Genomic DNA, 22,246 nt, shown 5'->3' on the forward strand with positions numbered 1-22,246 from the left:
CGTCCGGCTTCGCGAAATGGTTGGGTTCAGCCGCGATTGCGCTTGTCGAGGCGGCGGGCGAGGAAGTCGCCGATGCTCTGCACGCCCTGCACCAGAACGATGAGCACGATCACCACCGCCAGCATCACGTCGGGCATGAAGCGCTGGTAGCCGAAGCGGATGCCGAGATCGCCGAGGCCGCCGCCGCCCACCGCGCCCACCATGGCCGAGTAGCCGATGAGGCTGACCACCGCGAGGGTGAGGGCAAGCGTGATGGCAGGCAGCGCCTCGGGCAGCAGCACCTTGCGCACGATCTGGAGCGGGCTCGCGCCCATGGCGCGCGCGGCTTCCACCAGCCCCTGATCCACCTCGCGGATGGCGGCCTCGATGAGGCGGGCGATGAAGGGCGCCGCCGCCACCGTCAGCGGCACGATGGCCGCATTGGTGCCGATGGAGGTGCCGGCGATGAGCCGGGTGAAGGGGATGATCGCCACGACTAGGATGATGAAGGGCGTGGAGCGGGCCGCATTCACGATCAGGCCGAGGATGTGGTTCGCGAGCGGAGCCGCGAACAGCTCGCCCTTGCGGCTGGTGGCGAGGAATACGCCGATGGGCAGGCCGATGACCGTGCCGATGAAGGCGGCGATGGCGACCATATAGAGGGTGGCGCGGGTGGCCTCGATCAGCAGATCGACGATGGCGGGGGGCAGGATGTCAAACATAGCCGACCACCTCCGTGGCGTGGCCCTGGCCTTCGACCGAGGCGACGATGCTGCTCAGGGTCTGCGGGTCGCCGGGGACGGATACCACGATGACGCCGAAGGGCTCGCCAGCGATGTCGTCCACCTGGGCCTGGATGATGTTGATGTCGATGCCGAGATCCCGCGAAACCCGCGAGAGCACCGGATCGGTGGCATGGGTGCCGGTGAAGACGATGCGCAGCACCGCCTGCGCGCCGGGCGCATAATCGCTCTTCAGCCGGTCCACGAAATAGGCCGGCAAAGTGGCGCCGGTGAGCGCGGAGAGGAAGGAGCGCGTGGTCGGGTGCTGCGGCCGGGCGAAGATCTCGAAGGTGCGACCCTCTTCAACGATCTGGCCGCCATCCAGCACCGCCACGCGGTCGGCCACCGACTTGATGACCGCCATTTCGTGGGTGATCAGCAGCACGGTGAGCTTCAGCTCGGCATTCACCTTGCGCAGCAGCGCGAGGATCTGGTTGGTGGTCTCCGGGTCCAGCGCCGAGGTCGCCTCGTCGGAGAGCAGCACGCGGGGCTGGGTGGCGAGGGCGCGGGCGATCCCGACGCGCTGCTTCTGGCCGCCGGACAGCTCTGCCGGATAGCGGTTGCGCTTGTCGGCGAGGCCCACGAGGTCGAGCAGGGGCTCCACGCGCGCCTTGATCTCGCGCGCCGAGACACCGGCGATCTCCAGCGGCAGGGCCACATTGTCGTAAGCGGTGCGGCGGGCCAGCAGGTTGAAGTGCTGGAACACCATGCCGATGGAGCGGCGCGCCTCGCGCAGGCCGCTCTCGCTGAGAGCGGTGATGTCGGTGCCATCAACCACCACGCGGCCGGCGGTGGGGCGCTCCAGCCCGTTCACCAGCCGGATGAGCGTGGACTTGCCGGCGCCCGAGCGGCCGATGACGCCGACGATGGCGCCTTCCGGCACTGAAAGGTTCACATTGCTGAGGGCGGACACGGCGCCCGTGCCGCTGCGCGCGGGGAACGTCTTCTCGACGCCTTCGAAGCGGATGACGGCGGGCGTATCGGTCACGGGTTCAACACCTCCTGCGGCGCCCGGCGTGGCGGGCGGCTGCGGCAGGATAGACAGCGGAGCGTTCACGTTCACCTCCGGTCTGAAACCGGCATGTGGGACAGATTTGGCGTTCGTTTGAGCGGACTAACGACCGAAGCTGTCGCAGGGCTGATGGGCGAGGGGGAGATGCAAGTGCGAGCGCACGAAGGCTCATGCCCGAGTGGGGCGTGGAGCGGTCAACAGCAGCAGCGGCACATCATGGGCATCACCCGCAGGTTCTCGGGCCTCGATGCGGTGCACCATCGTTCGTTTTGACGAACAAGTCAACGGGGCGCGGGAATAATTACAATTCCGCGCCCCGCTTGTGGATTGTGCTTTCCTATTCCGCCGCGCGGTGAATGTGGGGCGGCGCGGGCAAAGGTGCGGCCGCGCCGGGCTCGTCCGTCTCACCGACAAAGCGGCCGAACAGGCGGCCGGTGAGGCGGCCGATGTCGTCCATCACCGTGAAGACGGCGGGCACGAACACCAGCGACAGCACGGTGGAGGCGATGAGGCCGCCGATCACCGCAATGGCCATGGGCGCGCGGAAGGCGCCGCCTTCGCCCAGCGCGAGGGCGGAGGGCACCATGCCCGCCGCCATGGCGATGGTGGTCATGATGATGGGCTGCGCGCGCTTGCGCCCCGCCTCCATGAGCGCATCGAAGCGGCTGTAGCCGTGGCGGATGGACTCCACCGCGAAATCCACCAGCAGGATGGCGTTCTTGGTCACGATGCCCATCAGCATCAGGAAGCCGATCACCACCGGCAGCGACACCGAATTGTTGGTGAGCAGCAGGGCGATGAAGGCGCCGCCGATGGAGAGCGGCAGCGAGATCAGGATGGTTATGGGCTGGAGCACGTCGGCGAACAGCAGCACCAGCACCGCCAGCACCAGCATGAGGCCGGCGGCAATGGCCATCATGAAGCCCGAGAACACCTCGGCCATGATCTCCGCATCGCCGGATTCCTTCAGCGTCACCCCGGCCGGCAGGTTCTTCGCGGCGGGCAGGGCCTTGACCGCCTCCAGCGCATCGCCGAGCGGGGTGGTGCCCACGAGATCGGCCTCCACCGCGATACGACGGGCACGGTCGTAGCGGTCGAGGGAGGTGGGGCCCTTGCCGAAGGTCACGTCCGCCACCGTCGTGAGCGGCACCGCGCCGCCGGAAGCGGTGGGCACCTTCAGGGCGTCGAAGGTGGACAGATGCGTGCGGGCACGCTCGTCGAGCTGCACGCGAATGTCGATCTGCCGGTCCTTGGCCGAGAACTTGGCGAGGTTGGCGTTGATGTCGCCGATGGTGGCGATGCGCACGGTCTCAGCGATGGTGTCCACGGACACGCCCAGCTCGGCCGCTTCATCCAGCTTCGGGACGATGCGGATTTCCGGCCGGTCCAGCGCGGCGCTGGACACCACATTGGTCAGGATCGGAACCTGATCGCGCACCTGCTTCTCAAGGGCGAGGGCCGCCTTCTCCACCGCATCGCCGTCCGAGCCGGACAGGATGACGGTGAAGCCGCGCTGGGTGTTCTGGCCGTCGCCGCTCCAGCTGTAGCGGATGTCGGGAATGGCCGAGAGATCCTGGCTGATGCGGCTCTCGAACGCCTTCTGGGTGGCGGTGCGATCCGCGCGGGGCTTCAGATTGATGATGACCTGCGCCTTGCGCACCTCGCCGGCCAGCATGGCGAGGCCACCCTGTCCGCCGCCGCCGGCGGTGGCATAGACGCTCGCCACTTCAGGCTGTTGGTGCATGATGACGTTGATGCGGTCCGCCACCGCCTGCGTTTCCTCGATGGTGGAGCCGGGGGGCAGTTCCACCGAGAGCAGGGAGCGGGAGATGTCGTTCGGCGGCAGGAAGCCGGACGGCAGCAGGGTCGCGAGATAGATGGTGCCCGCGAACACGCCGAAGCCCATCAGGATGGTCAGGAAGCGGTGGCGCACCGACCAGCCCAGCAGCACGATGTAATTGCGCATGATGAAGCCGTCGGGCTTCTCGCGATGGCCGGTATCGCGCAGGAAGTAAGCCGCCAGCAGCGGCGTGATGAGGCGCGCCACGGCCAGCGAGAACAGCACCGCGATGGCCACCGTCAGGCCGAACTGCTTGAAATACTGACCCGCGATGCCGCCCATGAAGGAGACGGGCGCGAACACGGCGGCGATGGTGAGCGTGGTGGCCACCACCGCGAGTCCGATCTCGTCCGCCGCCTCGATGGCCGCGCGATAGGGCGACTTGCCCTGCCGCATATGGCGCACGATGTTCTCGATCTCCACGATGGCATCGTCCACCAGAATGCCCGTCACCAGCGTGATGGCGAGCAGGCTGACGCCGTTCAGCGAGAAGCCGAGCGTGTCCATGATCCAGAAGGTGGGCAGGATGGAGAGCGGGATGGCGAGCGTGGTGATGATCGTCGCCCGCCAGTCGCGCAGGAACAGGAACACCACGATCACCGCGAGGATGGCGCCCTCGATCAGCGTGTGCATGGCGGACTGGTAGTCCGCCTTGGTGTAGCGCACGGTGGTATCGATCTCGGTGATGGTGACGCCCGGATGGGCCGCCATCAGTGCCTTCACTTCCTCAACGGCGCGGTCATAGACCACCACGTCCGAAAAACCCTTGGCGCGGTAGATGCCGAAGGCCACCACGGGCTTGCCGTCGAGCCGCGCGAACACGCGCTGCTCCGTCGCCCCGTCGGTGACGGTGCCGAGGTCCTTCAGCCGCACATAACGCCCGTTGGAGAGCACGATGCGGGTGTCGCCCAGCGCCTCCACGGTGGTGGCGCCGGCGAGCGTGCGGATGGATTGCTCCTGCGTGCCCAGCTGGCCGCGGCCGCCGGACAGGTCCACATTGGTGGAGCGCAACTGGCGGCTGACCTCGGCGGCGGTGACGCCGAGCGCCATCAGCCGCTCGGGATCGAGCGCCACGCGGATCTCGCGGTCCACGCCGCCCTCGCGCTTCACCTGCGCCACGCCGCGCACGCCCTGCAGGGTGCGGGCGATGGTGTCGTCCACGAACCAGGAGATTTCCTCCGTGGTCATGGCCGGGGCCGACACCGCATAGGTGACGATGGGCAGGCCCTCGATGTCCACGCGCTGGACCTGCGGCTCCTCGATGCTCTGCGGCAGCTCGGAGCGGATCTTGGTGACGGCGTCGCGGGTGTCGTTCACCGCGCGGTCCACCTGCGTTTCCAGATGGAACTCGACGGTGGTGACGGAGGTGCCGTCGGAGATGGAGGAGGTGATGTGCTTCACCCCCGCCACGCCCGCGATGGCGTTCTCCACCTTCTTCGTCACCTGCGTCTCCAGCTCGCTCGGCGCGGCGCCGGGCTGGGAAATAGTGACCATGACGATGGGCAGGTCGATGTTCGGCATCTGCGTCACCGGCAGGGACCGGAAATGCACGATGCCGAGCGCGGTCAGCACCACGAACAGGACCAGCGAGGGGATGGGCTTGCGGATCGCCCAGGCGGAGATGTTGAGGGCCATCAGCGCGTCTCGCTCGCGGTCTGCGTGGCGTCCACGGGCGTTACCTTGTCGCCATCGCGCAGGAAGCCGGCGGCACGGGCCACCACGCGGTCGTCCGTGGTCACGCCTTCGGTGATCTCGATGCGTCCGTCCGCCTTAAGGCCGGTCTTGACCCGCCGTTCAGCAATGACGCCGTCCTTCACCAGCAGCACATAGGCGCCCTCGGCGTCGAACATCACCGCCGCCTGCGGCACGGAGAGGCCGCGGCGCTTGTCCAGCAGGATCAGGCCGCGCCCGTAGGAGCCGGGACGCAGGCCCTTGTCGGCCGGCAGCGCGATCTTGGCGCGGCCGAGCCGGCTGGCCTTGTCCACCTCTGCCGAGATCAGGCGCACCTTGCCCTCCACCGAGCGGGTGAAACCGGCGGGCGTCACGGTGACGCTCTGGCCCAGCTCCACACGGGGCAGGGAGACTTCCGGGATTTCCGCGTCGAGGTCGATGGCCCCGTCGCGGGCGATGCGGAACAGCGGCTCGGTGCGGCTCGACAGGGCTATGGCGCCGATGCGGATGTCGCGGGCGAGGATCACGCCCGCGTCCGGGGCGCGGATGTCGGTGCGCTGGATGCGCAGGTCCAGCTCGGCGCGCTGCGCCTGCACCAGCACCGCATCGGCTTCCGCCGCATGCAGGCTTTCGCGGGCGGCGGCCACCTGCGCGGCGGTGACTTTCACGGCGCGCTCGCGCTCGTCCAGGGTCTCCTGCGTGGCGGTGCCGGTCTTGCGCAGCTGGCGGGTGCGCTCCACGGCGGAATTGGCTTCCGCCTCCTGCGCCAGCGCCTGATCGAGGGAGGCCTGCTGCTGGGCAATGGCGGCCCTGGCCTTGGCGATATTGGCGTTGTTCTGGGCGAGCTGGGTGTCCAGCATGTCGCGCGACAGGCGCGCCAGAACCTGCCCCTTGGCGACGGTGTCGCCCACCTCGGCGAGGATCTCGATGACGCGGTAGCCCTCGATTTCGGGGCCGACCTGCAATTCCTCGCGCGGCAGCAGCGAGCCAGTGACCAGCAGCGTTTCCGCCAGCTCCTGATCCACGGGGCGCACGACGCTCACCGTCAGACCCTTGGCGGCGGGTGCCTGCGCGAGGGCCGGGGCAAGTCCGCCCGTGCCGAGCAGCACTGCGACGAGCACGCCAAGGGAAGCGGCGCGGACGGATGACGGGGTGCGGGAACGCGACGCGGTGCGGGTACACATGGAGCGCTCTTCTGTCTCGCGGTCGAAACGGGTGTGGGCCGCTGGCCCACGCATCAAGGACGGTCGGGGAGGGCGGATGCCGACACTCATGGCTGCGTTGCCTTCACCGGCGGCGCGACCATGCGCGCGATCAGGCGGCCGAAGGTCGGCAGGCGCTCGCGGACCTGCCAGTGGGGATGCATCTGCCGGTGCAGGATCAGCCCGTCGCCGATGGCGCTGAACAGGACCTGAAGATCATCGGGATCGATGGCGGGGTCGATCTCGCCGGTTTGCTGAGCGCCGAGGATCAGGGCCCGGATCATCTGCCGGGTCTCTTCCTCGAAGGGTTCGATAATTTCGCGCAGCTTCGGGTTGCGTGAGGCCTCGGCGAGGATTTCGGGGCTGAGTTCCGCGCAACTTGCTGAATCGTCGGCCAGAAACTCCATCATGCAGCCGATGAGGCCCTCGATGAGGTTCGCCGAGCGGCTCACATTGTCGAACACCCGCGCCCGCTCCGCGCGCTCATTCTCGACGATGGCGGCGATGATGGCTTCCTTGGAGGGAAAGTAGCGGTAAAGGGCGCCGGGGCTCATGCTGGCCTCGGCGCAGACCTTCTGCATGGAGGTGCCGTGAAAGCCGTCACGGGCAAAGCAGGTTGCCGCCGCCGACAGGATGCGCTGGCGCTGCTCGTTGCGGTGATCCTGCTGCGTATGGGTCTCGACCAATGACAAGGCGCACTCTTTCCCAAGGGTGAGAATGAACGTTCGCTCTCGTATTCAGTCAGTGTGGCGAAGTCAAGAACGAACGTTCATTCGCACCCAGGGGAAGGGGTGTTCTGGTCCGACCAGCCATTCACGGCTGCTCTCAGGCCCTCATCACTGCTTTTGGGACATTCCTGCGCTGCTCGTCCGAAAAAGCTGCGATTTCCCGGCTTTCGGGGTGGCGGTGTTCAGGTGAGCTGCTGCCGGAAACCGGGCTACGGCTGGGGCAAAAGGTAACAGTCTGCTCGGGCTCAAAAGCCTTCGCTGCACCTGTGGCGTAGATCATGCACGACTTCATCTCGAAGGTGGGAACCCACGCTGCGCCTTCCATGCAATCGCGAGGGCAGGCACGATGATGCCGAGCAGAACCAAAGGAAAGAACAGGGCGCCGAACCTATCGAGCAGCAGCCCTCCTGCGATGCCGCCACCGGCGATCGCGATGTTCCACGCCGTGACCAGCATGGATTGTGCGACATCGGTGGCATCACCAGCCACCTTGGTGAGCGCGGTCTGAAAGAGCGTGGCGGCGCCTCCGAAGCCAAGTCCCCATGTACCTGCCGCCACATACAACATCGTTGGACTGTCGCTGCGGAGATGCAGAACCAGCGCCGAGAGCCCGAACAGCAGGAGGCTCCCGAGGGTGAGTTCGCGAAGGTGCTTGTCGATCAGCGCCCCCACGATCCAGATGCTGATGAGAGACGCTAATCCGAAGATCAGCAGGATCAGATCGATCCGTCCCGCCATCCCCACGGCAGCGAGGAAGGGCGCGATATAGGTGTAGAGGATGTTGTGCGCCAGCACGAACGCCAGCGTCACGACCAGTACTTGCGGCACGCCGCCGATCCGGGCAACGCCACCGAGCGTGTGACGTCTTCCGACAGCCTGACCCGGATAGTCGGGAACGCAGGCCCGGACCCACACAATGAGGATGAGCGTCATCAAGGTCATGATGCCGAAACAGGCTCGCCATCCGATGAGCCCGCCGAAATAGGTGCCCGCCGGAACGCCCAGCGAGAGTGCCAGTGGCGTGCCGACCATTGCCACGGCAATCGCTCGACCCCTCAGGTGTTCAGCGGCCATCCTCCCTGCGTACCCCGCGAGGAGCGCCCAAAGCAGTCCCGCCGCCACACCCGCTATGAAGCGGGCCAGCATGGATATCGCATAGTCCGTGGACAGGGCGGTCACGGTATTGGCCACCGCAAAGCCGGCGATCGCGGTGAGAAGGAGGGGACGGCGACGCATCCCCTGCGTCGCCGATGTCAGGGGAATGGCGGCAGCAAGGGAGCCGATGGCGTAAATGGTGACGAACTGGCCCGCATACGCATCGGACACCGACAGGTCGGAACCGATCTGGGGCAGCAGCCCGGCCGGGAGTGCCTCGGTCAGGATCGTGATGAAGCCGCCCATGGCAAGCGCGAGGAGACCCGAGAGGGGCAAGCGGTCGCCGCCATGACGGGCTTCCGCACAGCTCATGACGCCACCTTCGGCAGCACGAGATCGCCGACGGTGTAGGTGTGGAACTCGCTGGTCGAAACATCATCCAGCCGATCGAACATGGTTGCGAAGACCGGATCGGAGAAGAAGACCTCGACGTCCCCTGGATCCGAAATGGCCTCGATGTTGACGACCGTCATGCCGTCCAGGCTTCGGGCGATGCTGCTCCACAGGAAGCCGGGTTTCCTTTCGGCCACGTAGCGCACGATCTCCTGGATGAGATGGAAGGCGTCATCCTGCATGCCTGGACGTGCATGGATCACATTGACGATGAACGTTGTCGGCTGCGGGTGAATGGCAAAGGTGGGCGAGGGTGGGGTGCGCATGCGGATCTCCTTCGATCTGACGACGGAGATGGGTATCGGAGCATCCACTCCAGAAAAATGCGCTCCTAATCCGAGGACTCAGGAATAATATTCCGGTATGGGAAAGGGATGGATCAGCTCTCCGCCATCAGTGCCTTCGTCCGGTCCGCCGAAACCGGCAGCTTCGTCGCAGCCGGCCGCCAGCTCGGCCTCACCGCCTCCGCCGTGGGCAAGGCGGTCGCCAGGCTCGAACAGCGCCTGGAGGTCCGGCTCTTCCATCGCAACACCCGCAACATGACTCTGACCGCCGAGGGGCAGATCTTCCTCGATCGATGCCGGCGCATCTTTGAGGAGGTGGAGGCGGCGGAGGCTGAACTCGCGCATGCGGTGCGGACCCCGCGCGGGCGGCTGCGGGTGAGCCTGCCGCTCGTCGGGATGCTGCTGTCGCCGGTGCTCGCCGCCTTCATGCGCGCCTATCCGGAGGTGCGGCTCGATCTCGATTTCACGGACCGTCTCGTAGACGTGGTCGAGGAAGGCTTCGACGTGGTGATCCGCACGGGGCGGCCTTCGGACAGCCGCCTGATGAGCCGGAGTGCGGGCCGGTTCCGGCTTAAGATCGTGGCCTCGCCGGCCTATCTGGAGCGCCATGGCCGTCCGGAGCGGCCGCAGGATCTGGCGCAGCACCAGTGCCTGCACCAGCGCTCGCCGACCACGGGCAAGCTTCGTCCCTGGCCGTTTGTGCGCCCGGAGGAGGCCGGGAGGATCGAACTGCCGGAAACCATGAGCGCCACGGCCATAGATCCGCTGATCTGCCTTGCCGTCGAGGGGTTGGGGATTGCTTGCCTTCCCCCGTTCGCCGTCACGGCGGAAATCGCCGATGGCCGTCTCGTCGAATTGCTTGATGAGCAGCTGATCGAAACGGACCAGTTCAACGTGCTATGGCCGGCCGGGCGAAACCTCGCTCCGAAGGTCCGCGCCTTCGTCGACTTCGTGGCCGTGAACCTGCTTCCCGGCGGAAAGCCGGAGGCCGATGCCCGAACTCATGCCGGCGGAAGGTCGCGGGCGATCTCCTCCAGGAGATAGGGCAGGAAGGGGTTGGCGGTCATGCGCACGATGGTGTCGAGGCCGACGATCAGGGCCCCGCGCTCGCCCCGCGCGGCGATGGCGCCCAGCTGGATGCCATAGACCTCGGACGGCGCGGAGGAAGGTTCCATGCCATAGAGCCCGTCGTCCATGGGGAAGGGCAGGGCCACGTGCGAAAGCGAATAGACATCGCGTGGGTAATAGAGCCCCAGTGGGCGGACCTGCTCGGTGCTGGCGCCGGCCTCCGTCACCCGCGCCTCCACCTCGGCATCGGACGCGCTGCGATTGGTGACGATCACCGTCTTGAACGGCCGTGGCGTGGGCGGCAGGAGGCGCACCAGCACATTGTCCGCATTGGCCCGCAGCAGCTGGTCGAGCTTGGTGTTGCGGTTGAGGTCGAACAGCACCAGTTCGCTGCGCCCGTCCGCCAGCAGATTATGCAGCGCGGTGATGACGGCGCGGGTGCTCACGGTGTGGTCCAGCGCCGACTGGAAGGTGAGGACGGGGGGCATGTCCACGAGGCGCCCGCCGCGCGAATGGGCGCGGATGGCGGCCTGGAGCGCCTGCGTCAGCAAGTAGGACTGGCGCGCCGCGTTCACCGGAAACGAATTGTATTTGAACGGATTGAACTCCGGAACAATGCCTAGCCAGGCGGCCTTGGAGAAGGCCGGCAGCAGCGCCGGAAGGCCGGCGAGACCGGCGAAGCGGGCGAACTCGGTGACGCCGACCATGGGCGAGATCAGCACCACGCGCGTGGGCTTGATCTGCGAGGTGTCGTCGATGGCATCCAGCGCGGCCATCAGCGCAAGCGCGCCGCCATTGGAGAAGCCGACCACATGGATCGGCGCATCCGGCCCCGCCCGGCGGCGGGCTTCCCGCATGGCGAGGCGGGTGGCGGCCATCCACTCCTGCCAGGTGGCGGCGGTCAGGCCGGCGGGCACCGAGCCGTGGCCGGGCAGGCGTGGCGCGATGGCAACGAAGCCGCGCTGCTGATAGAGGCGGCCCACGTGGCGCAGGCTGTAGGGGGAATCCGTCAGGCCGTGCAGAAGCACGGCGGCGCCACGGACGGGGCCTTGCGGCTCCAGCACGTAGGAGCGGTTCCAGTCGGTCTGGAAATGGGGCGGATAGACCGGGCTGCCTTCGAAATAGCGATTGTGCGGCAGACGCTCGACAGGTTCGAGCTTCTGGCTGACCTCCTGCCGCACGCTCTCGAAGAGGCTCTGCTCGGCCGCCAGATAGCCGGCCCAGTCACCGCCATCCATCTGCGCGATGCTCGGCTCATGCGGCACGAAGGTGTGCCACGGCTCCAGCGCCGGGCCGCGCTCGGTCTGGTAGATGCGGATGCCCAGGAAGGTCAGCAGGACCACGCAGAGCAGGATGGCGATGCGCTTGAGGGTCTTGAGCAGGAAGCGGAGCATGGACCCTCACGGCCGTCGATTGACGTGCATGGCGAGGCCGCCGTCGAGAGGTACGGAACCGCCGATGCCGCGGCATTCTAGAAGGGCGGCGGCCAGGCACAAGCTTGCCCCCTCTGGCGGGCCGCGTCCCTGATGGTTCAGGGGGAGAGGTCTACAGCAGGGAAAGCTGCGCATCCGCTTCCGGGGCGTCGCCCGGTGGCTCCAGTGGCGGGACCGTCAGCCCGATGAGGCGGATACCCTTCGCCGAGGGATCTTCACCGCGAGGATTGAGACCGGCCGGCCTCCTCAGGCGTCGCGGCGCACCATGCCTTCAGGATTGTGCAGTCGGCGTCTGCGAGGCGTCCATCGCCATAAAGGTGCGCAGCGTTGCTTCGAGCATGTCCGGTTCGTAGGGCTTGGGGAGGAATACACCCCTGCTGGGCATGAGGGCTGGATCGATATCCACCTTGCCCGATGCGACCAGGATGTGGATGTCCGGCCACCGTTCGCGCACGGTCCTTGCCATCGACAGCCCGTCCACGCTGCCCGGAAGATGCACATCGGTGAAGACCACCCGGATGTCGGTGCGGGCTTCGAGAAGCTTGAGCGCGTCCTCGGCATTGACCGCCTGGATGACGTCGAAGTCGCACTCCTCCGCAATGGTCATGGCGTTCATCAGGTTGCGGGCTTCGTCCTCGACCACAAGGCAGACGGGGCGTTGTTCGACTGGCATGTGCGTTCTCGAGGTTGGGGGCGGCGGTGCGCGCCGACCGGATTGGTCTTCCAGTTCGTAACCCTTGGTTCTGTCTCCTGTTCCGCTCACGATCGCGCGTGCCGGCTTATGGCGCGTTTGCGAACAAAACCGGAATCTGCAAGCCTGCACGCCACACACGGAAACGGGAATCGGCACGGTGGGGGCAGCGGCGGCGTATCTGGATGGGCTCAATGCCGAGCAGCGGCGGGCCGTGGAGCATGGCGTTTTCGAGGGCAAGGCGCCTCCCGCCACGCCCCTTCTGATCATCGCCGGAGCGGGATCGGGCAAGACCAACACGCTCGCGCACCGGGTGGCGCATCTGATCGTGGCCGGGGCCGATCCACGGCGCATCCTGCTGATGACGTTCTCGCGCCGGGCTGCATCGGAAATGACCAAGCGGGTCGAGCGCATCTGCAATCGCGTCCTCTCCGACCAGGGGGGCGTGCTGACCGATGCCCTGACCTGGGCGGGCACATTCCATGGGATCGGCGCCCGGCTTCTGCGGGAATATGCCGAGCAGATGGGTCTCGATCCGGCTTTCACGATCCATGATCGGGAAGACGCAGCCGACCTGATGAATCTCGCCCGGCACGAGCTTGGTTTCTCCAAGGCCCGGTCGCGTTTTCCGACCAAAGGCACCTGCCTCGCCATTTATTCCCGCGTCGTGAACTCCACGGCTCCGTTGGCCGACGTGTTGAGCCGGGCCTATCCGTGGTGCGCCGGGTGGCATGACGAGCTGAAGCAATTGTTCGGCCGCTATGTGGAAGCCAAGCAGGCCCAGAACGTGCTCGATTACGACGACCTGCTGCTCTACTGGGCCCAACTTGTCACCGAGCCCGCCATCGCCCGCGACATGGGCGATCGCTTCGACCATGTGATGGTGGACGAATATCAGGACACCAACAGCCTTCAGGCGTCGGTTCTGCTGGGCTTGAAGCCGGATGGCCGGGGCCTGACGGTGGTGGGCGACGATGCGCAGTCGATCTACGCCTTCCGTGCGGCCACGGTGCGCAACATCCTCGACTTTCCGGATCATTTCAGCCCACGTGCCGAGGTGGTGACTCTGGAGCGCAACTATCGCTCCACCCAGCCTATCCTCGAAGCCGCCAATGATGTGATCGGTCTAGCCAGCGAACGCTTTACCAAGAACCTCTGGACTGATCGCACGTCGGCCGCGAAGCCGCAGCTGGTGAGCGTGCGCGACGAGATGGATCAGGCGCGCTACATCGCCGATCGTGTTCTGGAGAACCGTGAGGAAGGGGCAACGTTGAAGCAGCAGGCGGTGCTGTTCCGCACCTCCAGCCATGCCGGTCCGCTCGAGGTGGAACTCACCCGGCGCAACATCCCGTTCGTGAAGTTCGGTGGGCTGAAGTTCCTTGATACGGCTCATGTCAAAGACCTGCTGTCGATCCTGCGCTTTGCCCAGAACGGCCGCGACCGGATCGCCGGCTTCCGCCTTCTTCAGTTGCTGCCGGGGCTGGGCCCGGCCACGGCGCAGAAGATCCTCGATCGCATCGCCGAGCATCCGGACCCCATCGCAGGACTGTCGGACGTGCAGGCACCGGCCAAGATCGGGGAGGCGTGGGGAGAGCTGGTGGCGATGCTCCAGGAGATCGCTTCCGGCGCGGGCTGGCCCGCGCAGATCGAACGGGCGCGGCGCTGGTACGAACCGCATCTGGAGCGCATCCATGAGGACGCCAGCATGCGGGAAGCCGATCTCGCGCAACTGGAGCAGATCGCCGGCGGCTATGGTTCGCGTGAGCGCTTCCTCACCGAGCTAACGCTTGATCCGCCCGACGCCACCAGCGATCAGGCGGGCGTCCCGCTGCTCGACGAGGATTATCTGATCCTCTCCACCATCCATTCCGCGAAGGGACAGGAGTGGAAATCCGTGTTCGTGCTGAACGTGGTGGACGGCTGTATCCCCAGTGACCTCGGTGCGGGTCAGTCGGAGGAACTGGAGGAAGAGCGGCGGCTGCTCTATGTGGCCATGACACGGGCGAAGGACGCCCTGCATCTCGTTACACCGCAGCGCTTCTTTGTTCATGGCCAGCATGCCAAAGGCGACAGGCACGTCTATGCTGCCCGCACCCGCTTCATCCCCAGATCCGTCCTGCCGCGCTTCGAGCAGGTGGCGTGGCCTGAAGCAGGCCGCGAGGAGGCCGGTGTTGGCGCGGTTCGAAACGTGAGGATCGATGTGGGCGCGCGCCTCCGGGGCATGTGGCAGTGAACGACCCGCAACATCGCCTGTCTGGCCTGCTCTCCCGCTGATGACGACTGCCGCCGGAAACGGGGAACCGGGAGCGGAGCAGTTGACTTGAACTGAACATCTCGCGCCGTGGGAAAGGTTCCTGCGCGAAACCACAGGCCTTGCGATGCAATCGCGTGCGGGGCTGCGGCAGAGTTCGGTTCGAAGTCCATCGCGAGACGCCGAGGGAGGCTGTTCCCGACGGGCGGATCTTGGGAGCGTGTGACGCAATGCTTGGTCTTTCGGCGCGTCCCGCCGCACGATTGCGGGAGCTGTATTACGGCGACAGCCCGCGCTCGGCACGCTTCCGCTTCTGGCACGTTCTGCTCGATGTCGCGATCATCGTGTTCTTCATTGCGGCTCCGGTGATCCGGGGCTCGGCAATTTTCCTTGTGATCGACATCCTCATTGCCGTCGTCCTCGCGGTCGACATGATCGCCCGCATCGCAAGCCTCGGAAGCCTCAGGGCGGTGGTCAGAAGTCCGCTGGTGTGGCTGGACGGGCTGATCCTTCTGACGCTTATATTTCCATACTATCTCGGCAACTTTGGCTTCCTGCGTGCGCTGAAAATATGGACGCTGGTGCACTCCGATATCTTCTGGCGGACGATCGGCGGGGGAGAGTGGGACGATACGTACATTGAGGACGTATCGAAGGCCGCTGCGACCCTGCTCACGTTCGTCTTCCTCGTGACGGGCCTCGTCTATGCCGTCTTCCTGGGGAGTTCAGGCGTGCACGGATACGTGGATGCCCTGTACTTCACCGTGACGAGCCTGACGACGACGGGATACGGCGATGTGACCTTGCCCGGTACGGCCGGACGGTTGATTTCGATCGCGATCATGCTCGCAGGGATTACCCTTTTCCTGCGGCTGGGCCAGGCTGTGGTGAGGCCACGGAAAGTGCGTTTTCCCTGTCCGAAGTGCGGCCTCGCGCTCCATGATCAGGATGCCGTGCATTGCAAGGCGTGTGGATCCATTCTCTGCATACCGGATGAAGGCAGCGAGTGATCGCTCCTGGTCTTCGTAATTGGCAGGCGCGCCTCAATGCCCTCCTGAAGGAAGGGGCACGTCAGGCCGGCGTCCCGTCGGCGCGGACTGCCAGTCGTGCGGGGCTGGACCAGCCGATGAGCAGCGCCCGCAGCGCCTCGTCGCCCTTGGCCACCAGATCGTAGGCGCGGGGGTCGTCCAGCCAGTCGAACAGCAGGCCCATGAAGAACCAGTCGTAGAGGTGCGCCGCCGTGCCGGGCTGCCAGACAGCGCTGAGGTGGCCTTTGCGGTGGGCGGCCTCGAACAGGCGGATGGTATGCGAGTGGTAGCGCTCGTTGACCTCGCGCTTCCACTTCAGCAGTTCGGCCAGTTCGCCGCGATAGTCGCTGCGGATCAGCACGCTGTAGATGCGCTGGCGCCGCTCGTCGGTGGCGATCAGGCGCATCGCGTCGAGGGCCAGCGTGCAGGCGGTGGCGAGCGGATCCTCGGGTTCCGTTTCCAGCGCCGCGTCGAACAGGGCCTCGATGTCGAGCGAGGCGACCTGATCGAGCGCGCGCAGGATTTCCGCCTTGTTGGCGAAGTGCCAGTAGATGGCACCTCGCGTCAGCCCGGCGGTGGACGCGATCTTCTCCAGCGTGACGGACGAGACCCCGTGCTCGAAGAACAGGTGCTCGGCTGCATCAAGCAGCCGGGCACGGGTTTCCTCGGCCTCGGCCTTGGTCCTGCGCATGGTTCGTGTCCTCCCGTCTTCTGTCTTTCTAGTGCGTCGGCGCGTGGCCCCCAAGGCCCTCCCCGTCGTCACCCGCGGAGGGGGCATCGCCGGCCGGCTTGCGACGACTGACGCGCTCGAACAGCCGCATCACGAAGACGAAGAAGACCGGCACGAAGAACACCGCCAGCACGGTGGCCGAGATCATGCCGCCCATCACGCCGGTGCCGATGGCCTGCTGGCTGGCGGCGCTGGCGCCGGCCGCGATGGCCAACGGAACCACGCCCAGCGTGAAGGCCAGCGAGGTCATGATGATCGGCCGGAAGCGCAGGTGCGCCGCCTCGATGGTGGCCTCCATCAGCGACTTGCCCTCGGCCCGCAGGTCCTTGGCGAACTCGATGATCAGGATGGCGTTCTTCGCGGACAGGCCGATGATGGTGATGAGGCCCACCTTGAAATAGACGTCGTTGGGCATGTCGCGCAGCATCACCGCCACCACGGCGCCGATGATGCCGAGCGGAATGACCATCATCACCGAGATCGGGATGGACCAGCTCTCGTACAGCGCCGCGAGGCACAGGAAGACGAGGATGCACGACAGGGTGAGCAGCATGGGCACCTGCGAGCCCGACTGGATCTCCTGCAGCGACTGGCCGCTCCATTCATAGCCGAAGCCGGCGGGCAGGGTGCCGGCGATGCGCTGCACCTCGGCGATGGCATCGCCCGAGGAGTAGCCGGCCGCCGCCTGCCCGGTGAAGCGGACGGAAGGATAGCCATTGTAGCCCACCGCCTGCGAGGAGCCGCGGCTCCATTCCACGTTGGCGAAGGCCGACATGGGCACCATGCCGCCATTGGCGTTGCGCACGTTCAGCTTCAGCAGGTCCGGCGCCTGCATGCGGCCGCGCTGGTCTGCCTGCACGGTGACGCGCTGCATGCGCCCGGAGTTGGGGAAGTCGTTCACATAGGCCGAGCCCAGCGCCGTGCTGATGGTGGTGTTGATGTCGGCGAAGGTGACGCCGAACGTATTGGCCTTCTCGCGGTCGATCACGAGGTTGACCTGCGCGGCGTCGGGCATGCCCTCCACCATCACCCCTTCGAGGATGGGGCTCTTGGCGGCTTCCGCGATGAACTGCTGCTCGGCGGCCCTGAGCGCAGCCGGCGGCTGGCCGCCGCGATCCTGCAGGCGGAAGGAGAAGCCGTTGGAGTTGCCGAGACCCTGGATGGGCGGCGGCGACAGCGCGAACATGATGGCATCGCGCACACCGGCGAACGCCATGCTGAGGCGGCCGGAGAGGGAGACGGCCGAGTCCTCGGGCCCGCGCTCGCTCCAGTCCTTCAGCGTGACGAAGGCCAGAGCCGCGTTGGAGCCGATGCCGTTGAAGCTGTAGCCCATGATGGCCACGGTCTCGCTCACTGCCTTCTCGCCGGCGATGGTCTTCTCCATGCCCTCGATGACTTCGAGCGTGCGGTTGGCGCTGGCTTCCGAGGGGGCCTGCACGTTCACCAGCACGAAGCCCTGGTCCTCGTTGGGCAGGAAGGCGGAGGGCAGGCGCACGAACATGTAGCCGAGCGCACCCAGGAGCACGAGATAGATCACCATCATCCGCCCGGAGCGCTGGATCAGCCAGCCCACGGAGGAGCTGTACTTGCGCGATGAGCGGTCGAACAGCTTGTTGAACCAGCCGAAGAAGCCCTTCTTCGCATGCGGGTCGTGACCCTTGGCGATGGGCTTCAGGAAGCTGGCGCACAGCGCCGGGGTGAGGGAGAGGGCGAGCAGCGCCGAGAAGAGGATCGACGTGACCATGGTCAGGCTGAACTGCCGGTAGATCACGCCCACCGCGCCGGGGAAGAAGGCCATGGGCACGAACACGGCGGTGAGCACCAGCGTGATGCCGATGACCGCGCCGGTGATCTGCTTCATGGCCTTGCGGGTGGCCTCCTTTGGCGGGAGACCCTCCTCGGCCATGATGCGTTCCACATTCTCCACCACCACGATGGCGTCATCCACCAGGATGCCGATGGCCAGCACCATGGCGAACATGGTGAGCACGTTGATGGAGAATCCGGTCGCCAGCATCACCGCGCACGTGCCCAGCAGCGCCACCGGCACCACGATGGTGGGGATCAGCGTGTAGCGGATGTTCTGGAGGAACAGGAACATCACCAGGAACACCAGCGCCATGGCTTCGAGCAGGGTGTGCAGCACCTTCTCGATGGACGCCTCGATGAACGGCGTGGTGTCGTAGGGGACGGTGTATTCGATGCCGGCGGGGAAGAAGCGCGCCAGCTCATCGAGGCGCGCGCGCACGGCGGTGGCGGTCTCCAGCGCATTGCCGGAGGGGGTGAGCTGCACGCCGATGGCGGCCACCGGCTTGCCGTTCAGGCGGGTGGAGAAGTTGTAGTCCTCGCCGCCGACCTCGACCCGCGCCACGTCGCGCAGGCGCACGCTGGAGCCGTCCGGATTGGCGCGCAGCACGATGGCGCCGAACTCGTCCGGCGAGGTGAGCTGGCCCTTCACCAGAACGGTGGCGGAGATCTGCGTGCCCACGGGATTGGGCAGGGCGCCGATGCGGCCCGCCGCGACCTGCGCATTCTGGGCGGAGATGGCGGTGGTGATGTCGGCGGGCGTCAGGCGCAGGCCGACCATGCGGTCGGGATCGATCCAGATGCGCATGGAGCGCTGGGTGGAGAAGAGCTGCGCGCGACCCACGCCGGGAATGCGGCGCACCTCGCTCAGCACGTTGCGGCTGGCATAGTCGCCGAGGCCGACCGCATCCACGGCGCCGTCGGTGGAGGTGATGGCGACCACCATCAGGAAGCCCTGTCCGGCTTCCTCCACCTGCACGCCCTGCTGGGTGACGGCCTGCGGCAGGCGGCTTTCCACGCGGCGGATGCGGTTCTGCACCTCCACGGCGGCCTGCTGGGAGGAGGTGCCGGGGGCGAAGGTGACGTTGATCTCGACCCGCCCGGACGTGTCCGAGGTCGACTCGAAATAGAGCATCCCGTTGATGCCGTTCAGCTCCTCCTCGATCAGCCGGGTCACGCCCTGATAGATCTCCTCCGGCGAGGCGCCGGGATAGGCGGTCTGCACGGTGATCTGCGGGGGTGCCACGTCGGGATATTGCGAGATCGGCAGCATGGGCAGCGTGATGATGCCCGCCAGCGAGATCAGGATGGCGACGACCCAGGCAAAGACCGGCCGGTCGATGAAGAAGCTCGGCATTGATCTGGCCTTCAGTTCGCGGACTTGGCGGCGTCGGGATTGCCGGCGCCGGCATCCTTCGCGGCGGGCTTCCACGGCTGCGGCGTGACCTTGGCGCCGGGGCCGATCTTCTGGAAGCCGTCCACCACCACGCGCTCGCCGGGCTTCAGATTGGCATCGATGACCCAGCGCTCACCAACCACGCGCCCCGCGGTGACGTTGCGGCGCTCGATGGTGTCGTCGGCCTTCACGATGAACAGCTGGGCGGTGCCGGCGGTGTCGCGCTGCACGGCCTGCGTCGGCACGGCGAGTGCATCCTTCTGCACGCCCTGCTCGATCTCCACCCGCACATACATGCCGGGCAGCAGATCGCCGTTGGGATTGGGGAACTCGCCGCGCAGGATCACCTGTCCGGTGGAGGGCTCCACCGTCGCCTCGGAGAACAGCAGCTTGCCGGGCAGGGGATAGCGCGTGCCGTCCTCCATGATCAGGTGGACGCGGGCTTCGTCGGGCGCCACTTCCTGCAGCGTGCCGTCCTTCAGCGCGCGGCGCAGGCGCAGCATCTCGGTGGCCGACTGGGTGAAGTCGGCATAGACCGGATCCAGCCGCTGGATGGTGGCCAGCGAGCCAGACGAGGACGACACCAGCGCGCCCTCGGTGATGGTGGCGCGGCCGATGCGGCCGGAAATCGGGGCGGTGACGCTGGCATAGCGCAGGTTCAGCTCGGCCTCGGCGAGACCGGCCTCGGCGGCTGCCACGTCCGCGTCCGCCTGCGCCAGTGCCGCCACCGCATTGTCCAGCGCCTGCGCGCTGTTGACGTTGCGGTCGCGCAGTTCCTTCTGGCGGTCGTTCTGCTGGCGGGCCTGAAGCTGGGTGGCGTGCGCGCGCTGGAGGGTCGCCTTGGCGCTGGCGACGCGCACCTCGAACGGGGCGGGATCGATGCGATAGAGCACGTCGCCCTCCTTCACCATGGTGCCCTGCACGAACACGCGCTCAAGGATGATGCCGGTGATGCGCGGCACCACCTCGGCGATGCGGGTGGGCGCGATGCGGCCGGGCAATTCGTTGGCGAAGACGATGGGTTCAGGCTGCGCGGTCACGATGCCCACGGCCGGCGGCGGGCCGCCCTGCTGGGCGAGGGCGGTGCCCAGCGGCGCGGCGGCAAGGGCGAAGACGAGGGCGGCCGTGCGGGAAAACCCGGCGGGGGACAGGGTGAGGGCCATGGGCGGGCTCGTGTGATCTTTCGAAAAGCGGGGCGCGCCGGGTCCACCTGACGCTGCGGGGATGGGTTCTAGATCACGCTTCCATTAAACATACAATCTGTATGTATGTAAATTTTTCGTCAGATTGACGTTTCGTGATCTGCGGGCTGGTGGTGGGGTGCGCATCGCGGCCCCTTCCAATCCGGCGCGCCACGGTTCAAGAACGGGGTAACGCTCGCTAAGGGGGAAGCATGTCCGCGCGCACGACCGTCCTGCCGTTTCTGGCTCTCGTTCCGATGCTGCTTCCCCTCGCCGGGCCGGCGCTGGCCCAGCCGGCGGCATCCGCCTCGCCCTCGCCGGGCTGGCAGGCCTCGCCCTGGGCGGACAGTGTGCTGCTCCAGACCCAGCTGTTCTTCGCCCTCGCCACACCGGACGGGAAGGGCGTCAGCGAGCAGCAGTTCGCCCAGTTCATGGAAGAGGTGATCCGCCCGCGCTTTCCCGACGGCATGACGGTTCTGGATGCTTCCGGGCAGGGCAAGAGCACGGCGACGGCGGGCGGCACGTCCAGCACGGCCGGCATGCTGGCCATGATGCACGCCAACACCAAGCTGGTGATCCTCGTGCATCCCAACACGCCGGATGCTCTGGGCAAGATCGGCGACATCAAGGCGCAATACCGCAGCCGCTTCGGCGGGCCGGACATCTTCCATCTGGATTTCCCGGTGCGGATCGGCTCCTGAACGCAGTTCCACCGGGGCGGACCTTGAGGACGGCCGCACCGCACCCTACGTGAGGTGCGATCAACGGGGCCTTCCGGCCGCGCGCACCACGACGGGAACCGCATGCTCTCCGCCGCCTTCACCGCCTTCGGGCAGGTCTTCTCGCCGCTGCTGCGCGGCGTGCTGCTGAAGTCCGTGGCCCTTGCCATCGCGCTGCTGGTGGTGATGGCCATCGGCCTCAACGCGCTGCTCCAGCATGCGGGCACCCTGCCTTATCCGTGGCTGGACACGGCCGTCGCCATTCTCATCGGGGTGGGGTCGCTCGTGGGGGCGATCTATCTGATGCCGGCGGCCTCCGCGCTGGTGGCGGGCTTCTTCCTCGACGACGTGGCCGAGAAGATCGAGCGCACCAGTTATCCCAACGATCCCGTGGGCGAGGCGCAGCCTCTGGGGCGCTCGCTCATCGCCTCGCTGCGCTTCTTCGGCATCGTGCTGGTGGTGAATATCGGCGCCTTGTTCCTGCTGCTGGTGCCGGGCGTCAACATTGTCATCTTCTTCGTGGCCAACGCCTATCTGCTCAGCCGCGAATATTTCGAGCTGGCCGCCATGCGCTATCGCTCGCCGGAAGAGGCGCGGGCGCTGCGGCAGGCCAATGCGGTGCCGGTGTTCCTCGCCGGCCTACTGATCGCGCCGGTGCTGATGGTGCCGATCCTCAACCTGATCACGCCGGTCTATGGCACGGCGCTGATGGTCCATTTCCACCGCCGCCTCGCCCCGGTGCCGGGCGCCGGCATGGGGCCGGGGCCGCTGATCGAGGGTCGCAAGGCCTCCGCATAGTAGGTTTGGGCGTGGCAGTGTTGCTTGCCTGACCCGTTCCCTCTCCCGCTTGCGGGGGAGGGTTAGGGAGAGGGAAGTCGCGACATATCCGTCGTGCGC

17 protein-coding genes are annotated in these 22,246 nt (G+C 66.7%); 5 read left to right on the forward strand and 12 right to left on the reverse strand.

Translation table 11 applies throughout. The features are described 5' to 3' along the window. Positions 1-26: 26 nt before the first annotated feature. The 7 genes from IEW24_RS25255 to IEW24_RS25285 all read right to left on the reverse strand — a co-directional run bounded on the left by IEW24_RS25255 (position 27) and on the right by IEW24_RS25285 (position 9,028). Positions 27-701 carry a methionine ABC transporter permease gene (locus IEW24_RS25255; RefSeq protein ID WP_188583684.1) on the reverse strand — a complete coding sequence of 225 codons (675 nt, stop codon included), beginning with the start codon at positions 699-701 and terminating at the stop codon, positions 27-29. After that, a complete protein-coding gene (locus IEW24_RS25260; RefSeq protein WP_188583685.1) occupies positions 694-1,818 on the reverse strand; it encodes a methionine ABC transporter ATP-binding protein in 1,125 nt (374 codons plus the stop codon). The genes IEW24_RS25255 and IEW24_RS25260 overlap by 8 nt, the downstream gene beginning before the upstream one ends. Before the next feature lie 292 nt (positions 1,819-2,110). Further along, the gene (locus IEW24_RS25265; RefSeq protein WP_188583686.1) at positions 2,111-5,248 is read right to left on the reverse strand and encodes an efflux RND transporter permease subunit; all 3,138 of its coding nucleotides are present in this window, start codon (positions 5,246-5,248) and stop codon (positions 2,111-2,113) included. Continuing rightward, positions 5,248-6,468, reverse strand: coding sequence for an efflux RND transporter periplasmic adaptor subunit (locus IEW24_RS25270; RefSeq protein WP_188583687.1), 1,221 nt, complete (start codon positions 6,466-6,468; stop codon positions 5,248-5,250). The genes IEW24_RS25265 and IEW24_RS25270 overlap by 1 nt, the downstream gene beginning before the upstream one ends. Before the next feature lie 86 nt (positions 6,469-6,554). Continuing rightward, positions 6,555-7,178, reverse strand: a complete 624-nt coding sequence (locus IEW24_RS28890; RefSeq protein ID WP_244644658.1) for a TetR/AcrR family transcriptional regulator — start codon at positions 7,176-7,178, stop codon at positions 6,555-6,557. 324 nt (positions 7,179-7,502) lie between these two features. Continuing rightward, entirely contained in the window at positions 7,503-8,681 is a 1,179-nt protein-coding gene (locus IEW24_RS25280) for an MFS transporter (RefSeq protein WP_188583688.1), read from the reverse strand. After that, a complete protein-coding gene (locus IEW24_RS25285; protein WP_188583689.1) occupies positions 8,678-9,028 on the reverse strand; it encodes an antibiotic biosynthesis monooxygenase in 351 nt (116 codons plus the stop codon). The genes IEW24_RS25280 and IEW24_RS25285 overlap by 4 nt, the downstream gene beginning before the upstream one ends. 108 nt (positions 9,029-9,136) lie before the next feature. Between IEW24_RS25285 and IEW24_RS25290 the strand changes: the two genes are divergently transcribed. After that, entirely contained in the window at positions 9,137-10,090 is a 954-nt protein-coding gene (locus IEW24_RS25290; protein WP_188583690.1) for a LysR family transcriptional regulator, read from the forward strand. On the opposite strand, the gene IEW24_RS25295 is transcribed toward IEW24_RS25290, so the two are convergent. Next, positions 10,048-11,508: an alpha/beta hydrolase gene (locus tag IEW24_RS25295; RefSeq protein ID WP_188583691.1), complete on the reverse strand. Its 1,461-nt coding sequence runs from the start codon at positions 11,506-11,508 to the stop codon at positions 10,048-10,050. The genes IEW24_RS25290 and IEW24_RS25295 overlap by 43 nt on opposite strands. Before the next feature lie 310 nt (positions 11,509-11,818). Further along, on the reverse strand, positions 11,819-12,220 hold the full coding sequence (locus IEW24_RS25300) for a response regulator (protein WP_188583692.1): 402 nt from the start codon (positions 12,218-12,220) through the stop codon (positions 11,819-11,821). 178 nt (positions 12,221-12,398) lie between these two features. Between IEW24_RS25300 and IEW24_RS25305 the strand changes: the two genes are divergently transcribed. Next, a complete protein-coding gene (locus IEW24_RS25305) occupies positions 12,399-14,471 on the forward strand; it encodes an ATP-dependent helicase (RefSeq protein ID WP_188583693.1) in 2,073 nt (690 codons plus the stop codon). A 248-nt stretch (positions 14,472-14,719) separates the two neighbouring features. After that, complete coding sequence (locus IEW24_RS25310) at positions 14,720-15,499, forward strand: ion channel (protein ID WP_188583694.1); 780 nt, start codon at positions 14,720-14,722, stop codon at positions 15,497-15,499. Positions 15,500-15,560: 61 nt separating this feature from the next. Here the strand turns inward: IEW24_RS25310 and IEW24_RS29025 are convergent, their stop codons facing one another. The 3 genes from IEW24_RS29025 to IEW24_RS25325 are packed head-to-tail and all read right to left on the reverse strand — an operon-like array spanning position 15,561 to position 20,612. Next, positions 15,561-16,208: a TetR family transcriptional regulator gene (locus tag IEW24_RS29025; protein WP_188583695.1), complete on the reverse strand. Its 648-nt coding sequence runs from the start codon at positions 16,206-16,208 to the stop codon at positions 15,561-15,563. Between the two features lie 28 nt (positions 16,209-16,236). Then, entirely contained in the window at positions 16,237-19,410 is a 3,174-nt protein-coding gene (locus tag IEW24_RS25320; protein ID WP_188583696.1) for an efflux RND transporter permease subunit, read from the reverse strand. A gap of 11 nt (positions 19,411-19,421) precedes the next feature. After that, positions 19,422-20,612 carry an efflux RND transporter periplasmic adaptor subunit gene (locus IEW24_RS25325; protein ID WP_188583697.1) on the reverse strand — a complete coding sequence of 397 codons (1,191 nt, stop codon included), beginning with the start codon at positions 20,610-20,612 and terminating at the stop codon, positions 19,422-19,424. Positions 20,613-20,842: 230 nt separating this feature from the next. Between IEW24_RS25325 and IEW24_RS25330 the strand changes: the two genes are divergently transcribed. Both IEW24_RS25330 and IEW24_RS25335 read left to right on the forward strand, forming a co-directional pair. After that, on the forward strand, positions 20,843-21,331 hold the full coding sequence (locus IEW24_RS25330) for a DUF3574 domain-containing protein (RefSeq protein WP_188583698.1): 489 nt from the start codon (positions 20,843-20,845) through the stop codon (positions 21,329-21,331). 102 nt (positions 21,332-21,433) lie between these two features. Further along, positions 21,434-22,147: a sulfate transporter family protein gene (locus tag IEW24_RS25335; RefSeq protein ID WP_188583699.1), complete on the forward strand. Its 714-nt coding sequence runs from the start codon at positions 21,434-21,436 to the stop codon at positions 22,145-22,147. Positions 22,148-22,246 lie beyond the last annotated feature (99 nt).

The organism is Azorhizobium oxalatiphilum (genome assembly GCF_014635325.1).
GTDB lineage: Bacteria > Pseudomonadota > Alphaproteobacteria > Rhizobiales > Xanthobacteraceae > Azorhizobium > Azorhizobium oxalatiphilum.